Source organism: Variovorax sp. Soil_C_33, assembly GCF_057656935.1.
Genome location: NZ_JBDGJK010000008.1, coordinates 255,242 through 272,847, shown reverse-complemented (window position 1 = coordinate 272,847; position 17,606 = coordinate 255,242). Strand labels below are relative to the sequence as shown.

Annotated in this window: 21 protein-coding genes; 14 read left to right on the top strand and 7 right to left on the bottom strand. The window is 67.9% G+C overall.

Going from position 1 to position 17,606, the window contains the following annotated elements:
• Positions 1 to 100 precede the first annotated feature (100 nt).
• The 3 genes from AC3A6B_RS15180 to AC3A6B_RS15170 form a co-directional block, all read right to left on the bottom strand.
• Positions 101 to 874, bottom strand: a complete 774-nt coding sequence (locus AC3A6B_RS15180; protein WP_487837515.1) for a glucose 1-dehydrogenase — start codon at positions 872 to 874, stop codon at positions 101 to 103.
• 76 nt (positions 875 to 950) lie between these two features.
• A complete protein-coding gene (locus tag AC3A6B_RS15175; protein WP_487837514.1) occupies positions 951 to 1,622 on the bottom strand; it encodes an RraA family protein in 672 nt (223 codons plus the stop codon).
• A 27-nt stretch (positions 1,623 to 1,649) separates the two neighbouring features.
• On the bottom strand, positions 1,650 to 2,858 hold the full coding sequence (locus AC3A6B_RS15170; protein WP_487837513.1) for an aspartate transaminase: 1,209 nt from the start codon (positions 2,856 to 2,858) through the stop codon (positions 1,650 to 1,652).
• A gap of 157 nt (positions 2,859 to 3,015) precedes the next feature.
• Here AC3A6B_RS15170 and nac point away from each other — a divergent pair, with 157 nt between their 5' ends.
• From nac to AC3A6B_RS15105, 13 genes are all read left to right on the top strand, one after another.
• The gene (nac, locus tag AC3A6B_RS15165; RefSeq protein ID WP_436295229.1) at positions 3,016 to 3,954 is read left to right on the top strand and encodes a nitrogen assimilation transcriptional regulator NAC; all 939 of its coding nucleotides are present in this window, start codon (positions 3,016 to 3,018) and stop codon (positions 3,952 to 3,954) included.
• A gap of 69 nt (positions 3,955 to 4,023) precedes the next feature.
• Positions 4,024 to 4,437, top strand: coding sequence for an acetyl-CoA carboxylase biotin carboxyl carrier protein (locus AC3A6B_RS15160; protein WP_487837512.1), 414 nt, complete (start codon positions 4,024 to 4,026; stop codon positions 4,435 to 4,437).
• Positions 4,438 to 4,447: 10 nt separating this feature from the next.
• A complete protein-coding gene (gene accC / locus AC3A6B_RS15155) occupies positions 4,448 to 5,800 on the top strand; it encodes an acetyl-CoA carboxylase biotin carboxylase subunit (RefSeq protein WP_487837511.1) in 1,353 nt (450 codons plus the stop codon).
• Complete coding sequence (gene pxpB / locus AC3A6B_RS15150; protein ID WP_487837510.1) at positions 5,797 to 6,465, top strand: 5-oxoprolinase subunit PxpB; 669 nt, start codon at positions 5,797 to 5,799, stop codon at positions 6,463 to 6,465. The genes accC and pxpB overlap by 4 nt, the downstream gene beginning before the upstream one ends.
• Complete coding sequence (locus AC3A6B_RS15145; protein WP_487837509.1) at positions 6,462 to 7,448, top strand: 5-oxoprolinase subunit C family protein; 987 nt, start codon at positions 6,462 to 6,464, stop codon at positions 7,446 to 7,448. The genes pxpB and AC3A6B_RS15145 overlap by 4 nt, the downstream gene beginning before the upstream one ends.
• Position 7,449: 1 nt before the next feature.
• Complete coding sequence (locus AC3A6B_RS15140) at positions 7,450 to 7,860, top strand: acetyl-CoA carboxylase biotin carboxyl carrier protein (protein ID WP_487837508.1); 411 nt, start codon at positions 7,450 to 7,452, stop codon at positions 7,858 to 7,860.
• A 13-nt stretch (positions 7,861 to 7,873) separates the two neighbouring features.
• On the top strand, positions 7,874 to 8,641 hold the full coding sequence (locus AC3A6B_RS15135) for a LamB/YcsF family protein (protein ID WP_487837507.1): 768 nt from the start codon (positions 7,874 to 7,876) through the stop codon (positions 8,639 to 8,641).
• Between the two features lie 88 nt (positions 8,642 to 8,729).
• On the top strand, positions 8,730 to 9,482 hold the full coding sequence (locus AC3A6B_RS15130) for an SDR family oxidoreductase (RefSeq protein ID WP_487837506.1): 753 nt from the start codon (positions 8,730 to 8,732) through the stop codon (positions 9,480 to 9,482).
• A 25-nt stretch (positions 9,483 to 9,507) separates the two neighbouring features.
• A complete protein-coding gene (locus AC3A6B_RS15125; protein ID WP_487837505.1) occupies positions 9,508 to 10,209 on the top strand; it encodes an amino acid ABC transporter permease in 702 nt (233 codons plus the stop codon).
• Positions 10,210 to 10,212: 3 nt separating this feature from the next.
• Positions 10,213 to 10,971: an amino acid ABC transporter permease gene (locus AC3A6B_RS15120; RefSeq protein WP_487837504.1), complete on the top strand. Its 759-nt coding sequence runs from the start codon at positions 10,213 to 10,215 to the stop codon at positions 10,969 to 10,971.
• An 80-nt stretch (positions 10,972 to 11,051) separates the two neighbouring features.
• The gene (locus tag AC3A6B_RS15115; RefSeq protein WP_487837521.1) at positions 11,052 to 11,786 is read left to right on the top strand and encodes an amino acid ABC transporter ATP-binding protein; all 735 of its coding nucleotides are present in this window, start codon (positions 11,052 to 11,054) and stop codon (positions 11,784 to 11,786) included.
• A 35-nt stretch (positions 11,787 to 11,821) separates the two neighbouring features.
• A complete protein-coding gene (locus AC3A6B_RS15110; protein WP_487837503.1) occupies positions 11,822 to 12,664 on the top strand; it encodes an ABC transporter substrate-binding protein in 843 nt (280 codons plus the stop codon).
• 80 nt (positions 12,665 to 12,744) lie between these two features.
• Positions 12,745 to 13,077: a DUF1090 family protein gene (locus tag AC3A6B_RS15105; protein ID WP_487837502.1), complete on the top strand. Its 333-nt coding sequence runs from the start codon at positions 12,745 to 12,747 to the stop codon at positions 13,075 to 13,077.
• Between the two features lie 29 nt (positions 13,078 to 13,106).
• On the opposite strand, the gene AC3A6B_RS15100 is transcribed toward AC3A6B_RS15105, so the two are convergent.
• From AC3A6B_RS15100 to AC3A6B_RS15090, 3 genes are read right to left on the bottom strand one after another with little or no spacing between them, the layout of a single operon-like run.
• Positions 13,107 to 13,838: an oxygen-binding di-iron domain-containing protein gene (locus AC3A6B_RS15100; RefSeq protein WP_487837501.1), complete on the bottom strand. Its 732-nt coding sequence runs from the start codon at positions 13,836 to 13,838 to the stop codon at positions 13,107 to 13,109.
• A gap of 52 nt (positions 13,839 to 13,890) precedes the next feature.
• Positions 13,891 to 15,276 (bottom strand): vanadium-dependent haloperoxidase, encoded by a 1,386-nt coding sequence (locus tag AC3A6B_RS15095; RefSeq protein WP_487837500.1) that lies wholly within the window; start codon positions 15,274 to 15,276, stop codon positions 13,891 to 13,893.
• A gap of 24 nt (positions 15,277 to 15,300) precedes the next feature.
• Complete coding sequence (locus AC3A6B_RS15090) at positions 15,301 to 16,464, bottom strand: sulfite oxidase (protein ID WP_487837499.1); 1,164 nt, start codon at positions 16,462 to 16,464, stop codon at positions 15,301 to 15,303.
• 112 nt (positions 16,465 to 16,576) lie between these two features.
• On the opposite strand from AC3A6B_RS15090, the gene AC3A6B_RS15085 reads away from it, so the two are divergent.
• A complete protein-coding gene (locus AC3A6B_RS15085; RefSeq protein ID WP_487837498.1) occupies positions 16,577 to 17,092 on the top strand; it encodes a hypothetical protein in 516 nt (171 codons plus the stop codon).
• A gap of 64 nt (positions 17,093 to 17,156) precedes the next feature.
• Here the strand turns inward: AC3A6B_RS15085 and AC3A6B_RS15080 are convergent, their stop codons facing one another.
• Entirely contained in the window at positions 17,157 to 17,564 is a 408-nt protein-coding gene (locus tag AC3A6B_RS15080) for a hypothetical protein (RefSeq protein WP_487837497.1), read from the bottom strand.
• Between the last annotated feature and the right edge of the window lie 42 nt (positions 17,565 to 17,606).

Here is a 17,606-nt window from a genome sequence, read left to right as displayed (position 1 = left end):
ACCTGCAGCTGGCCGGGGCCGAGTTCGGGGGTCGCGACTTCTTCGACGCGCAGATCGCCGGGGGCGTGGATGACGAGGGCTTCCATGGCTGGTTCCTTGTCTAGAGCGTGGCCGTCACGCCGCCGTCGACGTAAAGGACGTGGCCGTTGACGAAGTTGGAAGCGTCGCTCGCGAGGAACACCGCCGCGCCGACCAGGTCTTCCACGTCGCCCCAGCGGCGCGACGGCGTGCGGTTCACCAGCCAGGCGGTGAACTCCTCGTTCTTGACCAGCGCATCGGTCAGCTCGGTCTTGAAGTAGCCCGGCCCCAGGCCGTTGACCTGGATGCCGTGCTGGCCCCAGTCGATCGCCATGCCCTTGGTCAGCATCTTCACCGCGCCCTTGCTCGCGGTGTAGGGCGCGATGCCGGGGCGGCCGAGCTCGCTTTGCACCGAGCAGATGTTGATGATCTTGCCGCGCCGGCGCGGGATCATCCGGCGCGCCACCGCCTGGCCGACCAGGAACACGCTGTCGACGTTGGTCTTCATCAGCTCGTGCCAGTGCGCTTCCTCGAACTGGTCGAGCGGGCCGCGGCGCTGCATGCCGGCATTGTTGACGAGGATGTCGATGGCGCCGATGTCGGCCTCGATGCGCTCGATGGCCGCGCCCACCGCCTCGCCCGAGGTCACGTCGAAGGCGGCGGTGAACACGGTGGCGCCTTCCTCGCGCAGCCGTGCCGCGGCCTGTTCGAGCTTGTCGGCGCTGCGCGCGTTGAGGATCACGCGCGCGCCGGCGCCCGCCAGTCCGCGCGCCAGGGCGTAGCCGATGCCGGCGCTGGAGCCGGTGATGAGGGCGGTGCGCCCGCTGAGGTCGAAACTTTTGAGAACGGGATTCAAGGCGGTGTCTCCATCAAGGTGCGTGTGTCGCGTGTCCGAGTAGCGGAGTATCGCCTCGCGCGCGCTGCCGATGCGCTCAGTTGGCGCAGCGGGCCTCGAGCGCGTCGATGAAGGAGCGGTCCCATCGACCTTCCTTCATGGCCCGTATCGTCTCGGCTTCGGTCTCCAGGTGCGCGCGTGCCTTCTCGATCAGCAGCTCGGCCTCGTCCGGCGCGAACGCCATCAGGCCATCCTGGTCGCCGACCACGATGTCGCCGGGATTGACTACCATGCCGCCGACGGACACCGGCACGTTGATCTCGCCCGGGCCGTCCTTGTACGGGCCGCGGTGGGTGACGCCGCGTGCGTAGACCGGGAACTCGCGCGCCCGGATTTCGGCCACGTCGCGGATCGCTCCGTCGACCACCACGCCCACGACGCCGATATGGGCGGCGTAGAAGGACAGGATGCCGCCGACCACCGCGTTGTTGAGGATGCCCCCGGCATCGATCACCAGCACGTCGCCGGGACGGCAGAACTCGAGCGCGCGCAAATACGTCAGGTTGTCGCCGCCGCGCGAGCGCGCCGTGACGGCCGTGCCCGCCATGGTCCGGGCGACGGGACGGTGATAGGGGTTCAGGCCCGTGGTGCCGATGTTGCGGTGCATGTTGTCGCTCAGCGCCGCGACGGGCATCTCGCGCAGCGCGGCCAGGATTTTCGGATCGACCTGCATGGCCGAGGGGTTCTTGCGGATGGCTTTGTAGGGCATGGTGTGTCCTTGGAATGGTTTGCGCGTTCAGCGCAGCTCGGCCACCGCGCGGGCGATCCGCACACAGCCTTCTTCCAGCGTGTCGATCGCGGTGGCGATGGACAGGCGGAAGTAGGGCGAGAGCCCGTAGGCGGTGCCGGCGACCGTGGCCACGCCAGCGCTTTCCAGCAGGTACATCACCACGTCGCCGTCTTCGTTGAGCGGCTTGCCCGCGGGCGTGCTCTTGCCGATCAGTCCGGCGCAGTCGATGTAGAGGTAGAAGGCGCCGGGCGGCGCGGCGCAGCAGAGGCCGGGGATCGCATTGACGAGCGCGAGCGTGCGGTCGCGCCGCTCCTTGTAGACCGCCACGCTCTCGGCCACGAAGCGCTGGTCGCCGTTGAGCGCCGCCGCGGCGGCTGCCTGGCTGATCGAGCAGCAGTTGCCGGCGGACTGCGAGAGCAGGGTGTCCATTGCCGTGACCAGGTCCGCCGGACCGGCGGCCCAGCCGATGCGCCAGCCGGTCATCGCATAAGTCTTGGAGACGCCGTTCACGGCCAGCGTGCGCTCGCGCAAGGCCGGCTCGACCGCCAGGAGGTGCGGCGTCGATCGGCCGTCGAAGCGGATGTGCTCGTAGATGTCGTCGGTCATCACCATCACGTGCGGATGGCGTGCAAGGACATCCGCCAGCGCGCGGTATTCATCGGCCGTGTAGCTCGCACCGGTGGGGTTGCTCGGCGAGTTGATCAGCAGCCAGCGCGTGCGTGGCGTGATGGCGGCCTCCAGCTGGGCCGGCGTGAGCTTGAAGCCGTGCGCTTCCGGGCAGGCGACGACGACGGGCTTGCCTTCGCAGGCCAGAACCATGTCGGGGTAGGACACCCAGTAGGGCGCGGGGATGATGACCTCGTCGCCCGGCTCCAGCGTGATGGCGAAGGCGTTGTAGATCGCGCTCTTGGCGCCGCTGGTGACGATGATCTCGTTCATGGCGTACGCGAGGCCGTTCTCGCGCTGCAGCTTGGCGACGATGGCCTGGCGCAGCTCGACCGTGCCGGCCATCAGCGTGTAGCGCGTCGCGCCCTTGTCCATGGCCTCGGCGGCGGCGCGCCGGATGTGCGCAGGCGTGTCGAAGTCGGGTTCGCCCACCACCAGGTTGACGATCGATTTGCCCTGGCGGCGCAGCTCGTTGGCGCGGTCGGCGGCGGAAGTGCTGGGCGAAGGCTTGATGCGCCGTACGCGGGCGGCGATGCGGGAGGTGGTCACGGAGCTTCCTTGGTCTGCGGAATGCCCAAAGGTACGCATATCGCCCCGCCGCGGCCAAGACAAGATCGCTCTGGTTGTATAGGCAGAGCTTATGGTGACCCCGGGTACGCGCCCCCGCACCCCGGTGCTAGGCTCAGCTTTTGCTTGGAGACAAGGCGTGAACCTCCGGCGCCTCAAATACTTCGTGAAGATCGTGGACATCGGCAGCCTGACGCAGGCCGCCGAGGTGCTCTTCATCGCGCAACCGGCGCTCAGCCAGCAGCTCGCGACGCTCGAAGGCGAGGTGCGGCAGCAATTGCTGGTGCGCACCAAGCGCGGCGTGACGCCCACCGAGGCCGGCAAGGTGCTGTACCGCCACGCCCAGATCATCCTGCGCCAGTGCGAGCAGGCCCGCGTCGACATGGAGGCCGCGGGCGAGGGCCTGTCGGGCCAGGTGTCGGTGGGGCTCGCGCCCGGCACCGCGGCCTCCGCGCTGTCGTTGCCGCTCTTGCGCACCGTGCGCGCGCGACACCCCGGCATCCTGCTCTACCTGAACGAGAACTACGGCACCACGCTGAGCGAGCTCATCATGAACGGCCGCATGGACTTGGCCGTGCTCTATGGCGACAAGGCCATCCACGGGCTCAGCTTCCTGCCGCTGCTCAAGGAACCCCTGTTCCTGGTGGGGCCGGCCTCGATGCCGGCGCCGGCCGAGCCGGTGCGGCTGGCCGACCTGCGCGAGATCGAGCTGTTCCTGCCGCGTCCCTACAACGTGGTGCGCAAGCTGGTCGACGCGGCCTTCGTGCGCGCCGGCATGGTGCCGCGCGTGGTGGCCGAGATCGAGTCGGCCTTCACACTGACCGCGGCCATCGCCGACGGACTGGGCGCTACCATCCTGCCGGCTTCGATGGCGCGCGAGGTCGTGGCGGCCTGCGGCGCCTGGCAGTTCCGCATCGTCGATCCGGTGATCGAGGCGCCGCTCGCGCTGTGCCAGTCGGACCACCTGCCGCTGTCCGAACCGGCGCAAGCGGTGAAGGACATCCTGCTCGAGCTCGTCGTCGACCTCGCCGGCACCGTCGCCTCGACGCCCGAGCCCGAGCTGAGCGCCTTGTCATAAGCCGCCCTTATCGCGGCACAGCCAATCCGTCTTGGGCTTTGCGCCCGCGGCCCGCTACTGTTCCCTGGCATGAACCAGGAACAGATCAAGACGCTCATCGACGCGCTGGCCGCATCGGACCTGTGCGAGCTGGAGTACAGCGAGAACGGCAGCACGCTACGGCTTTCGAAGCAGTCGGCGCTGGCGGCGGCGGTGCCGCGTGCGCGAGCGGCGATCGCGGCACACGATGCGCCTGTTGCGGCGGCCGCTTCGGCCGAATGCCTCGCGCCGCTGTACGGCGTGGTGAATCTGCAGCCCACGCCCGGCGAGCCGCCCTTCGTGCAGGCCGGCCAAGCAATCAAGGCAGGCCAGACCCTGTGCGTGATCGAGGCGATGAAGGTGTTCAACGAGGTGCGCGCCGAGCGCGACGCCACGTTGCAGGAAGTGCTGGTCCGCTCGGGCCAGGAAGTCGAAGCCGGCCAGCCGCTGTTCCGCTTCGAGTGAGGACGAGTACATGTTCGACACCGTCCTGATCGCCAACCGCGGAGAAATCGCATTGCGCATCCAGCGCGCCTGCCGCGGCCTCGGCCTCAAGACCGTGGCGGTGCACTCCGAGGCCGACCGCGACGCGAGCTACGTGGCGCAGGCCGACCAGGCGCTGTGCATCGGCCCTGCCGCGCCCGGGCAGAGCTACCTGAACCAGTCCGCGATCCTGTTCGCCGCCGAGGTGAGCGGCGCGCAGGCCATCCACCCGGGCTACGGTTTCCTGTCGGAGAACGCGGGCTTTGCCGAACGCGTCGAGCAGGCCGGCCTCGCTTTCATCGGCCCCAACGCCGCCTGCATCCGCACCATGGGCGACAAGGTCGCGGCCAAGCGCGCGATGCGGCGCGCCGGCGTACCCTGCGTGCCCGGGCCGGACGAGGGGCTGCCCGAGGATCCGCTGGCGATCCAGGCCCTGGCGCGCGAAGTCGGCTATCCGGTGATCGTCAAGGCCGCCGGCGGCGGCGGCGGCCGCGGCATGCGCGTGGTGCACGACGAGGCTGCGCTGCCGGACGCGATGGCCCTGACGCGCGAGGAGGCGCGCCGCGCCTTCGGCAACCCCGAGGTCTACATCGAGAAGTTCCTGCTGCACCCGCGCCACGTCGAGATCCAGGTGCTGGCCGATAGCCACGGCCAGGCGCTATGGCTCGGCAGCCGCGACTGCTCGCTGCAGCGCCGCCACCAGAAGGTGATCGAGGAAGCGCCGGCGCCGGGCATCGACGAGGCGCTGATCGCCGAGGTCGGCGAGCGCTGCGCCGCCGCCTGCCGGCAGATCGGCTACTGCGGCGTCGGCACCTTCGAGTTCCTCTACGAGCGCGGTGCGTTCTACTTCATCGAGATGAACACCCGCCTGCAGGTGGAGCATCCGGTGACCGAGATGACCACCGGCATCGACATCGTGCAGCAGCAGCTGCGCGTGGCGCGCGGCGAACGCCTGGCGCTGGCGCAGGCCGATGTGCGTTGCCAGGGCCATGCCATCGAGTGCCGTATCAACGCCGAGAACCCGGACACCTTCGCGCCATCGCCCGGCCGGATCACCGGCTGGCAGCTGCCCGGCGGCTTCGGCGTGCGCGTGGACTCGCATGCCAACGCCGGCTACCGCGTGCCGCCGTACTACGACTCGATGATTGCCAAGCTCATTGCGCATGGCAGCACGCGCGCCGATGCGCTCGAGCGCATGCGCCTGGCGCTGGCCGAGATGCATGTCGAGGGCATCTCGACCAATGTACCGCTGCATCGCGAGATCCTACGAGACGACGGCTTCGCCGCCGGCGGCGTGGACATCCACCATCTCGAGCGCTGGCTTCATCAAAGGAGCGCCGCATGATCACGGAGCGCGCATCCGTCAGCCTGCTGGGCACCACGGCGCTGCTGTTCGAGGCGCCTGGCGAGCTGAACCTCGGGTCGCAGCAGCGCATCTGGACGCTGGCGCGCGAGACCCAGGAATGGCCCGAAGTGCGCGAAGCGGTGCCGGGCATGAACAACCTCATGCTGACCTTCATGCGGCCCCCGCGCAGCGCCGCTGCACTGGAAGCGCTGGAGGCCCGCCTGCACGCGGCTTGGGACGCGGCGGAGGCGCTGCCGCTCGAAGGGCGCGTGGTCGAACTCCCCGTGGTCTACGGCGGCGAGGCCGGTCCCCACATGGCCGACGTGGTGGCGCACACCGGGCTCAGCGTGGAGGAGATCGTCGACCTGCACAGCACGCCGGTCTACCCGGTCTATGCGCTCGGCAGCCATCCCGGCTACTGCTACCTGGGCGGCATGGACCCGCGCATCGCGACGCCGCGGCGCCAGGTGCCGGTGCTGAGCATTCCGGGCGGCGCGGTGTCGATCGGCGGCGCGCAGACCGGCGTCTCGGCCTCGGCCGGCCCGAGCGGCTGGAACACCATCGGCAGCACCTCGATGTGCTTTTTCGATCCGGCGCAGGACCCGCCCGCGATGCTGCAGCCGGGCGACATGATCCGCTTCCGGGTCCAGAGGATCGTCAAATGATCGAGATCCTTTCCTCCGCCGCGCTCGCCACCGTGCAGGACCTGGGCCGCACCGGCAGCCTGCGCTGGGGCGTCGGCACCTCCGGCGCAATGGACGACCTGGCGCTGGCGGCCGGCAACCTGATGCTGGGCAACGAGATCGACGCCGCCGCCATCGAGGTGCCGGTGTTCCCGTTCAAGCTGCGCTTCGACGCGGACTGCGCCTTCGCGCTGACCGGCGCCGATTGCGCGGCACGGCTGGACGATCAACCCCTGATGCCCTGGTGGGTGTGCCAGGCGCGTGCCGGCCAGGTGCTGACGCTGGGCCTGCCGCAGGGCGGCGCGCAGCGCGGCAGCCGCGCCGTGCTGTGCCTGGCCGGCGGCGTGGATGTGCCCGAGGTCCTGGGCTCGCGCAGCACCCAGCTGCGCGGCGCCTTCGGCGGCCACGAAGGACGCGCGCTGCGCCGGGGCGACGTGCTGCGCGCGGCAGGGGCAGGGCGCATATGCCGGACAGGCTTCGGCCTCGTGCCGCCCGCGCTGGCCTTGCCGCTGCAGGCGGACGGCGTGCCTGCCGTGCGGGTGCTGCCTGCCGCCGAATACCTGGGCTTCGAGGAGGCCTCGCGCGCGGCCTTCTGGGCCGGCGAATGGAAGATCACCGCGCAGAGCGATCGCTACGGCTACCGGCTGGCAGGCGAGGCGCTGCGGCCCGTCGCGCCGATGGAAATGCGCTCGCACGGCATCGTGCCGGGCGTGATCCAGGTGCCGCACAGCGGCCAGCCCATCATCCAGATGCGCGACGCCCAGCCCTCGGGCGGTTACCCGAAATTCGGCACGGTGATCGAGGCCGACCTGTGGCGGCTCGGCCAAGCGCCGATTGGCAGCCGCATCCGCTTCGTCGAAGCCAGCTGGGACCAGGCCATCGCCGCGCTGGACGAGGTCCAGGCCTGGTTGGCCAAGGTGCGGCGCATCGTCGATCTGCACCGCAGTTCGCCCGCCATGAGCTGACATGCGAACACCTGAGCAACTGCAGCAACTGGCCACATGGCTGGCAGCCACCGACATCGGCCTGCTGGAACTGCGCACGCCCGAAGGGACGTTGCGGCTGGGCCGCAACGGCGCGTCGGTGGGCGAGATCGTGCAACTCGATGCGGGCGACGACGGCACCGCGGCGGCGCCGGCCGTCGCCGCAGCCTCGAGCGTGGGCCTGTTCCTGCACAGCCATCCGCTGCATGCCGCCCCCCTGGTGCGCATCGGCGAGCGCGTGCCGGCGGGGCAGCTCCTGGGGCTGCTGCAGATCGGCCCGCTGCTGCTGCCGGTGCACGCGCCGCTGGCCGGCGTCGTGGCGGCCATGCGCGTCGTCGCCGGCCAAGCCGTGGGCTACGGCACGGCGCTGGTCGAGTTGCAAGGCCTCGAATGAAAGGAACAGCACGATGGACATCGACCTGAACGCCGACCTGGGCGAGGGCTTCGGCCCCTGGCGCATGGGCGAGGACGAGGCGCTGCTGGAGATCGTCTCCTCCGCCAACGTGGCCTGCGGCTTCCACGCCGGCGACCCGGTCATCATGGACCGCACGGTGCGCATGGCCCACGCGCGGGGCGTCGACGTCGGCGCCCATGTGGGATTCCCCGACCTGCTCGGCTTCGGGCGCCGCCCGATGCAGATCGACACCGCGGAGCTCGCCAGCTACGTCGTCTACCAGCTCGGCGCGCTGGCGGGCATGGCGCGCGCCGCCGGCCATCGCATGACGCACATGAGCTTCCACGGGGCACTCGGCAACATGGCCGCCGCCGATGCGGCGCTGGCGGGGCCGCTGGTGCGCGCGGTGGCCGACTTCGACCCCGGGCTCATCATCAGTTCTTCCGCCAGCAGAGCCATCGAGGACGCGGCCGAGCGCTGCGGCCTGCGCGTCGCCACCACCTTCCTGGCCGACCGCGCCTGCGACGACGCCGGCCTGCTGGTGCCGCGAAAGCTGCCGGATGCGGTCATCCACGACACCGACGCCGTGCTGGCGCGCGTTCGCCAGCTCCTCGACGAGGGCACGGTCACCAGCTACGCCGGCAAGAAGATCCCGATGCAGGTGCGCTCGATCCTGCTGCACGGCGACACGCCCGGCGCGGTGGCGCTGGCGCGTGCCGTGCGCGGCGTGGTCGAGGCGGCAGGGCGCGTGGTGCCGATCTCCCGGCAGCTGGCGACATAAGGACGGCTTATCTCTACACAGCCATTCCGTCTTGGCGCTGCAGCCGGGTGCTCGATACAGTGAATTTCTCCTAACGAAGGACGCAAAGATGCCGTTTTCCGACTACAAGACCGCGCTGGTGACGGGAGCCTCCTCGGGCATCGGCGCCGCGGTCGTCGAGCGCCTCTGCAAGGAGGGCCTCCAGGTCCACGCGCTCGCGCGCAGCGCCGGCAAGCTGGCCGAACTGGCCGCGCGCACGGGCTGCATCCCGCACGCCATCGACGTGAGCGACCTCGAAGGCATCACCCGCCTGACGCAGGAGGTCCCGTTCGACGTGCTGGTCAACAACGCCGGCGTCGACCGGCCGGGCTCGATCCTCAAGGCGGATGCCGAAGGCATCGACCTGCTGGTCGACGTGAACCTGCGCGCCGTGCTGCACCTGTGCCGGCTGGTGGTGCCCGGCATGGCGGCACGCGACCGCGGCCACGTGGTCAACATCAGCTCGATCGCCGCCGCCTACAACTTCGGCGGCAACAGCACCTACCACGCGACCAAGGCGGCGGTGAGCATGCTGTCGCGCCAGTTGCGCATCGACGTCTTCGGCAAGCGCGTGCGGGTCACCGAGATCTGCCCGGGGCGGGTGGCCACCGACATCTTCGCGCACGTGCACGGCGACTCGGAAGAAACGCGCAAGCGCTTCGTCGAAGGCTTCGAGCTGCCGCAGGCCGAGGACATCGCGAACGCCATCGCCTTCGCGATCGCGGCGCCGATCGCGGTGAACGTGGGCCACATGGAAATCACGCCGACGCTGCAGGTGCCCGGCGGCCTCTCCACCACGCGCCCGGAAGCGCCGCAGGCCTGAGCGGCGCTGCAAACAAGGAACGGCAATGAAGGACTTCGACCTGCTGGCCGTCCTGCTGAAGCCGGAGTTCGGCGCGATGCTGCTGCACGGCGTCGAGATGACGCTGAAGATCGCGGCCGGCTCCTGGCTGCTGGCCATGGCGATGGCCATCGTGCTGCTGGTCGTGCGGCTCACGCCGAGCCGCATCGCCGAGCGCGTGGTCGCGGCCTACGTCTCCTATCACCGCAACGTCCCGACGCTGGTGCAGCTGATGTTCTGGTACTTCGGCATCTTCAGCCTCTTGCCCGATGTATTGCAGGGCTGGCTGTCCGCGCACAACGCGGAGATGATCCTCTCGATCGTCGCGCTCGGGCTGTGCCAGGCCGCCTATTTCAGCGAAGACATGCGCTCCGGCCTGCGCTCCGTTCCGAGCGGGCAGGCCGAGGCCGCGCGCGCCCTGGGCCACGGCTACGTCGGGTCGATGCGCCACGTCATGCTGCCGCAGGCGATCCGCAATGCGATTCCCGCACTGGTCAACCACAGCGTGTCCCTGTTCAAGAACAGCAGCCTCGCGATGGCCATCGGCGTGGCCGAGCTGACCCACGCGGTCAAGGAAGTGGAAAGCCAGAGCTTCCGCGCCTTCGAGGCCTACAGCGTGGCGACGGTGCTCTACCTGCTGTTCTCGCTCTTCATCATGGCGGCCGGCGCCTGGCTGTCGAAGCGCTATCGCATCGTCGGAGCGAGGTGAGCGATGTTCAGCGTCTTCGAGATCCTGCGCGACAACTGGCTGCTGCTGCTGGTCGGCCAGTACCCGAGCGGCCCGCTGGGCGGCATCGTCGCCACGCTGATCCTCTCGGTGCTCGGCATCGTGCTGGCCTTCCCGCTCTCGGTGCTGCTGGCGCTGGCGCGGCTATCGCCCTGGCGGCTCTTGCGCTGGCCGGCCACGGTGCTGGTCTACGTGGTGCGCGGCGTGCCGCTCCTGATGGTGATCCTGTGGGTCTACTTCCTGGTGCCGCTCCTGATCGGGCGCGAGGTCTCGGGCTTCACCACCATGCTGTGCACGCTGGTGATCTACGAGGGCGCGTACCTGTCGGAGGTGGTGCGTGCCGGCATCCAGGCCCTGCCGAAGGGTCAGACAGAAGCGGCGCGCGCGCTCGGCCACAGCCATCTCGGAACGATGTGGTACGTGATCCTGCCGCAGGCGCTCTACAACATGCTGCCGAGCATGCTGAGCCAGTTCATCTCGACGATCAAGGAAACGACGCTCGGCTACGTGATCAACGTGCAGGAGCTCACGTTTGCTGCGAACCAGATCAACAACCAGCTGCTGACCAAGCCCTTCCAGGTGTTCTTCATCCTGGCGATGACCTACTACGTCGTCTGCTTCAGCCTGACGCAGCTGGCGCTATGGCTGGAGCGGCGCATCGCGCACAAGCGGCTCGGCGTCACGCAGGCCCCGCTGTCGCCTGAGGGCGCCTCGCTGCCGCCGCCGGTGGCGGCCAACCCCTGACCAGGCCGCACACGACGGCCGGCGACACCACGAAGGAGACGGAAACCATGCCCACCCCTGCGACCGCCGAGGACGCGCCCATGATCCTGTTCTCCAACATCAACAAGTGGTATGGCGACTACCAGGCGCTGGCCGACGTCAACGCCGAAGTCAAGAAGGGCGAGGTGGTCGTGGTCTGCGGCCCCTCGGGCTCCGGCAAGTCGACGCTGATCCGCACCGTCAACCGCCTGGAGGAGATCAAGTCGGGCCAGCTGCTCTTCGACGGCCACGACATCCACGCGCCGATGAGCAGCGCGGCGCTCAACAAGCTGCGCAGCCGTATCGGCTTCGTGTTCCAGAGCTTCAATCTGTTTCCGCACCTCTCGGTGCTGGAGAACATCATGCTGTCGCCGATGCGCGTGCTCGGCGTCAAGCGTGCCGCCGCGCGCACCAAGGCCATGCAGTTGCTCGAGCGTGTCGGCCTGTCGAACAAGGCCGGCGCCTATCCCGCGCAGCTGTCGGGCGGTCAGCAGCAGCGGGTGGCGATCGCGCGCGCCCTCGCCATGGAGCCGCCGGCCATGCTGTTCGACGAACCGACCAGCGCGCTCGACCCCGAAATGGTGGGCGAGGTGCTCGCGGTGATGCGCGGCCTGGCCGGCGACGGCATGACCATGATGTGCGTCACGCACGAGATGAACTTCGCGCGCGAGGTCGCGGATCGCGTCTGGTTCATGGACGCCGGCCGGATCCTCGAGAAGGCCGAGCCCGAGGCTTTCTTCAGCAGTCCCCAGCATCCGCGCGCGCAGCGCTTCCTCTCGGACCTGCGCGCGCACTAGGCATTTCCCATCCCAGCCCTCACCAGGAGTTCATCATGTCGAAGAAGACCGTCTTCCGTCTCGCCGCCATCGCTTGCTGCCTTGGCTCCCTGTCCGTCCTGGCCCATGCCGACCAATGGGACGACATCAACCAGCGCAAGGAACTCAAGTGCGGCACCTTCGCCGATGTGCCGCCCTTCGCCGCGCCCGATCCCAAGACACGCGAGATGGTGGGTTTCGACGTCGACCTCTGCCACGCGCTGGCCAAGCAGCTCGGGCTCACGGCCAAGGTCACGCCGCTGTCGGTCGAGGCGCGCGTGCCCGAGGTCAAGCTCGGCCGCGTCGACGTCACCGTGGCCAACCTGGCCTACACCAAGAGCCGCGGCGAGCAGATCCAGTTCAGCGATCCGTACTACGTGGCCAAGGAGATGCTGGCCGTGAAAGCCTCCGACCCCGGCACCACCAAGGCCGACTTCAAGGGCAAGCGCCTGAGCTCGACCAAGGGCTCGACCTCGGAGCTGTCGATCAAGATGAACGGCTCCGAGCCGGTGACCTTCCAGGACACGGGCTCGGCCTTCATGGCCGTGCAGCAGAACAAGTCGCAGGGCATGGTCGCCAACACCATGACCATCACCAAGCTCGTCAACCAGTCGAAGACCTCGGGGGTCGAACTCAAGATGATCAAGGAGCCGATGGTGCTGCAGCCGATCGGCGTCGGCATGAAGAAGGACGAGCCGGTGCTGCTGGCCAAGGTCAACGCGGCCCTGGTGGCGCTGGACAAGGCCGGCGAGATCGACAAGATCTGGGCCAAGTGGCTCGGGCCGAACACCGAATACAAGATGACGCGCGAAGAGAAGGTGATGCCGCTGTCCGAGCTCAAGTTCGAGCTGCTGCCCTGAGCGTCCGCGCACTCGGGCGCGGCCGAGTGCGAGAAGTTGCTGGCAAACTCGGCTTCTTCTTCCTCCTTCGGGGCACCGGTATGCGCGTGAAACCTTGCTTCCTGGCCGTCGCGCTGGCTCTCTCGGTGCCCTCGATCGCACAGCCCACGGACCAGGCAGACAACACCGCTTGCAAAGCCGAGGAAGCCGCTCTGGAGCGGGACATCGATCTCGCTCGCTCCAAAGGCCAAATGCTGCGCCGGCGGCAACTCGCGGAGGCGTTGGTTGCACTGCAAACTCGTTGCAAGGCACTCGCCCCGGAGCAGAGCCGCGCAGCGCGAATTGAGCGGCTCGAGCTGGAAATCAGGGAACTTCGGCTGGAGCTCGACCGTGCAGAGGATCAATTGCGCGAGCTGAAGTCCGGGGGGCCGTGACGGCTCGCCCCGCATCGGTGGAGCGGAACTCAATGCGGGGCCGAGAGTGCCTCTGAAAGATTGCGCAAGAGCGATGCGCCATCTCCCTGCCACGCGCTGCCGTGCATGCATGCGAGCGTGCGGGGCTCCCGCTGCGCGAGCCCGGCCAGCAATGCGGCCGTCTGCGGTGCATGCGCGTAATAGTCCATCTGGCGTCGAAATGCCTCGCTGGGCCCAAGGATGTCGGTATCGACCAGCGCCCGCTCACTGTTGCCCGGCTGCGTGAAGAGGTCGCCGCAGAAGAAGGTGCGCGTGTGCGCGTCCATCATCAGCCCACACTCCCAGCCGTGCGGAAGATGAGGCGTGTCGAACCAGCGCATCGTGTGGATGCCGAGCGCGAGTTCTTCGCCATCGGCGAGCGCGCGCGGCGGGCGATCGGCCATGTCACCCATCGAGACCATGGCCGCGATGCTGCCGCACAGGGGCACGGCCTGCGGCGCTGCGGCCAGAAACAGGTTCAGCGCACCGCACTCGTCCGCCTCCACATGGGACAGCCCGATGTAGCGCAGACGCTCGACCGGCATCACGCTGGCGATGGCTTCGCTCACCAGTGGAAAAAGCTGGCGCAGGCCGGAGTGGAACAACAGCGGCTGGTCGTCGACCACCAGGTATTGGTTGAAGCTGAACAGGTTGCCATCGGGCAGCGGCACCGGCGTGTTGATGCGGAATATGCCCGAGGCGATTTCCTGCACGTTGGTGCCGGCCTGCGGATTCGTGACCATGCGCGTCTCCTGTGTGTTGTGGGCTGCAACCCGACGGGGCAGGATGCGGCAACTAGCTGCCATCGGACTTTGCACGCGCAACGACCGCTTCGCCTACCTGTCGTCCAATCTCCCAGCCGGACGTGATGTCGCTGCGGAAATGGATCCCCGCCCACAGGCGCGATTCGCCGAATTCCTGTACCCAGCCGTCGTACCGCGCGCGCTCGCGGGGAAACAAGTAGGTCAGAACGACAGCGGGTGCCTTGACGAGCGTAGCCGCATTGGACGGATAGGTCGGGAACGGCGGGGTGGGAATCACTGTGGTTATCGCCGCGTCGAACTGATTCGGACGCGCCGTCCAGTAATGAAACTTGGCGTCCTGCGAGGCAATCCAGCCCTCGTAGTGCGCGACGTGCACCAGCGTGTACGCACGCGCGGCACGTGGCGCACTGGCGTGCGTTCCATCCTCCGCCAATCGGCGTCCCACCTCTTCGCTCAATCGAAACGCGACGCCCGGCTGCCCCAACTGTCCGAACTGCCAATAGCTGACCTTGCTGTTCGTGAACGGCGTGCGCTTGAAGTCCTTGACTTCAGCAAGTTCGGAGGCGCGTTGAGGCGAGTCGTGCGCTGGCGGCGGCCCAGGGCGAAACTGGCTCGGAGAGTTGAGAACGAAGAGCTTCCAACCCACTTCGTCGACACCTACGGGATTGGTTCCCTTCCACAGACCCGGACCCGCTGGTACGTTGCCGGCCCATTTGCCACCATCGAGCTTCATTCGCTCGATGACGCGCGCGGCGACGGCACGCCCCAGCTCCAATCCCGCCTTGGTATCGCTAGGGAAAGCCACCCCCGCCATGACGCGTGAGCGAGCGGCCTCCTCTGCCGCGCTGGCGACACGCTGCGCTTCTTTCGGATAGACATGCGCAAGAACTGCGGCAGCGGCACCTGCGGCCACGGAGTGCTCACACGGATATGAAGGATTGCGGGGCATCGGTACGGAAGCCGGAAGCAGTCTGTCGATCTCGCCAGGACGTTGACGCTTGTATGTGTACTTGGTGTCCCAGGCCGCGATCATCGCGTCATTGATCGCGATGTTCATCATTGCAAACGCCCGCTGCACGGCGCCGCCCGGCATGGGATTGGCCCCCGAGATGTCGATCAGCATTTCGTTCCATCGATGGGACGGCGACCAGAAGTCCCAGTACCGAATGCGCTCCTGGGCCGCGGAGTCCCGCTGCGCTGCAAACGTCCGCAGCTGCTCCAGCTCGGCGGCGGTTGCGGCAGCGTTCGGCGGAGGCTGCAGTCGGAGTTCCTGGCCGGAGCTCAGTACCCAGGTGCGCCACGCGCCGGCACCTCGGTCGGCGAGCGGACTGGATGACTTGTCTGGCGGTGAGACGCTGGTGGCGCAAGCTGTCAAAAGCGCAAGCAATACAGCAGAAACGGCAAACCTGTTGCGCATGGGAGTCTCCTGTGTGAACGACGATCAGGCGAGGCGGATCCGCCGCGTGACTTGCCCGTTGCTTTCCCAGTAGGTGCGTTTTTTGGCGATGCGGGGATCCTCCATCGCTGGTTGGACATTCCCTTGGGTATCGACAGCACGTGAAGTGATGGCGTGTTCTCCTGGCGTCGCATTGGCCCACTCCAGGGACCAGAGCTTCCACGCGAAATCGGCTTGCTCCCGCCGGTCGATCGTTGCTGCGACCCAGGGTCCCGCGTCGATCTGCACCTCCACGCGCGCCACGGATGGCCCCCATGCCGCACCGACGATGCGGTATTTGCCGCTGCTGCTGGTGACCTTGGCCGGAACGGACTTGAGCAGCGCCCTACCCACGGACGTTTCCGTCCAGACGGTTTCCTGATTGCGCTGCTCTTCGCGGATCGTCACGTAGTCACGCGCCATGAAGCGGCCCATGAAGCGGGTGTCCCATATCTCGATGCGCTTCAGCCATTTGACGTTCGCAATGCCATACCAGCCCGGAGCGATAAGCCGCACGGGGAACCCGTGCGGCTGCGGAAGCGCTGCGCCGTTCATCTCATAGCAGAGCAGGTTGTTCGGGTTCATCGCATCGACCAGCGACATGCTGCGGGCAAAGTGCTGCGGCATCTTGGCCTGGCGGACTTCCTCTTCACCTGCGTCGCTCCCGACGAAGACGACCTCCATCCCCCGATTCAGCACCCCGGCTTCCTTGAGCAGTGGTGCGAGCGGCGTCCCCGCCCATTTGGCGGTGCCAATCCCGCTGATGAACCACGGGAACCCATGATTCCCGGAGCATTCGAGTGTGAAGACGACCTCTTTCCGAGGTCGGGCCTTGAGCGCGGGGAGCGTCAAGGTTTTGGGCTGCTTGACGAGCCCGGTGATCTCGAGGGCCCACGCCTTCTCGTCGATGACCGGCTTGTTGTAGTGCGCCACACGAAAGAACTTGTCGTTGGGCGTCAAGAAGGAACTCAGCTCTTCCCACTGGGGCAGATTCTCGACAACCCCGCCACTCGGGTTCGGGGGCGGCTGATCCAGCCAGGGAATGACCTCCTCGCCCGGCCGGGCCGGGAAGGCCTGGGCAAGCAAGTGGGAGTGCAGCAGCGCCAGACCGGCGAGCGACGCAGCGCCTTGCCGCATCAACTGCCGTCGTGCCATATCTTTTGAGTCCATGCGTGCCTCCTTTGATATAGCTTTGAATAATCGGCGGCGCCTCCTGGAAATACAAGAAACGTGAAGGCCGGCGCAAGCGATGGTGCGGGCCGCGTGCCCAAGGCCCCGGACTATGACCACGCTGAGCGTGGACACTGCGCCGTCGCTAGACTTGGGAATGCTCAGAGCCCTGTCCGCCCTCGTCCTCTTGCTGCTCGCCTGCAGTGCGCAGGCACAGCGCCAGCCTCCTTCCAGCACCGAGATCCGATCGGCGTACTGCATCACCGTGCTGACTGGCCGAGCCAGGGATGCTCAAACGCTCGCCTCTCTGCCGGCGCCCAGGGCGCTGCAGGAGCGCTACCGGGAGGTGCAGGAAGGATACGAACAAGACGTGCGCCGCCTCCGAAGTTACCTCGTGCCCCGGATGCAGCACCTGGACGGAGAGCCGCTTCTGGCGGCGGCCGACCGTGGGCAATCCGACGTGAACGCATTCCTGCGGACGCAGCTTGCTTGCAAGTCCCGCTGCGACGCGAAGCCGGCGTCCGGGCCGGATGCCGGCGAAAAAAGCGCTGCGTGCTTCAGCGCTTGCTCAGCGGAGGACCCTGCGTCCGATCGGGTCAAGGCTTGCAGCCCGGTCAACTGGTTGTGATCCTGACCCGGCCGCCCGGGCGGTTGAATCGAAGGTCCGATCCAGACCGCGCCAGCGGTCCAGTTCACTCTGCTGCCACAGCCCGGACAGCGTTTCCGAGGATGGTGTCCGTGGCGGCATACCCGCCACCCCTGAGCAGCCTGGTGTCTGTCGATTCGAACTTGCAGTAGGCCGGCACCGGCGCGACGAAGTTGCTGGGAGCGGAAGGAAACTGCCTGGCGCGGTCCGTGGTCGGCTCGATCGTGAAGGTGGTCACGCGGTCCGGCACGGGGCTGCCGTCCGGCTGCGTGGCCTCCATGTGGTAGGTGAGAGTCACTTCCAGTGGGACGGTGCCCAGGTTGACGAGCGTGCACGAGCCGACCTGATTGATCTCCACGAAGAAAGGTGGCGTCGCCAGGACCGTCGGCGTCTGCTTGCCCGCGCCGCGGGAGCGCTCGTTCTGGTCGGCCGATGCCGGAATAGATGCCGCCATCGATCCAAGGGCCGCCGTGGCGCAGACGGCCACCCAACGTTC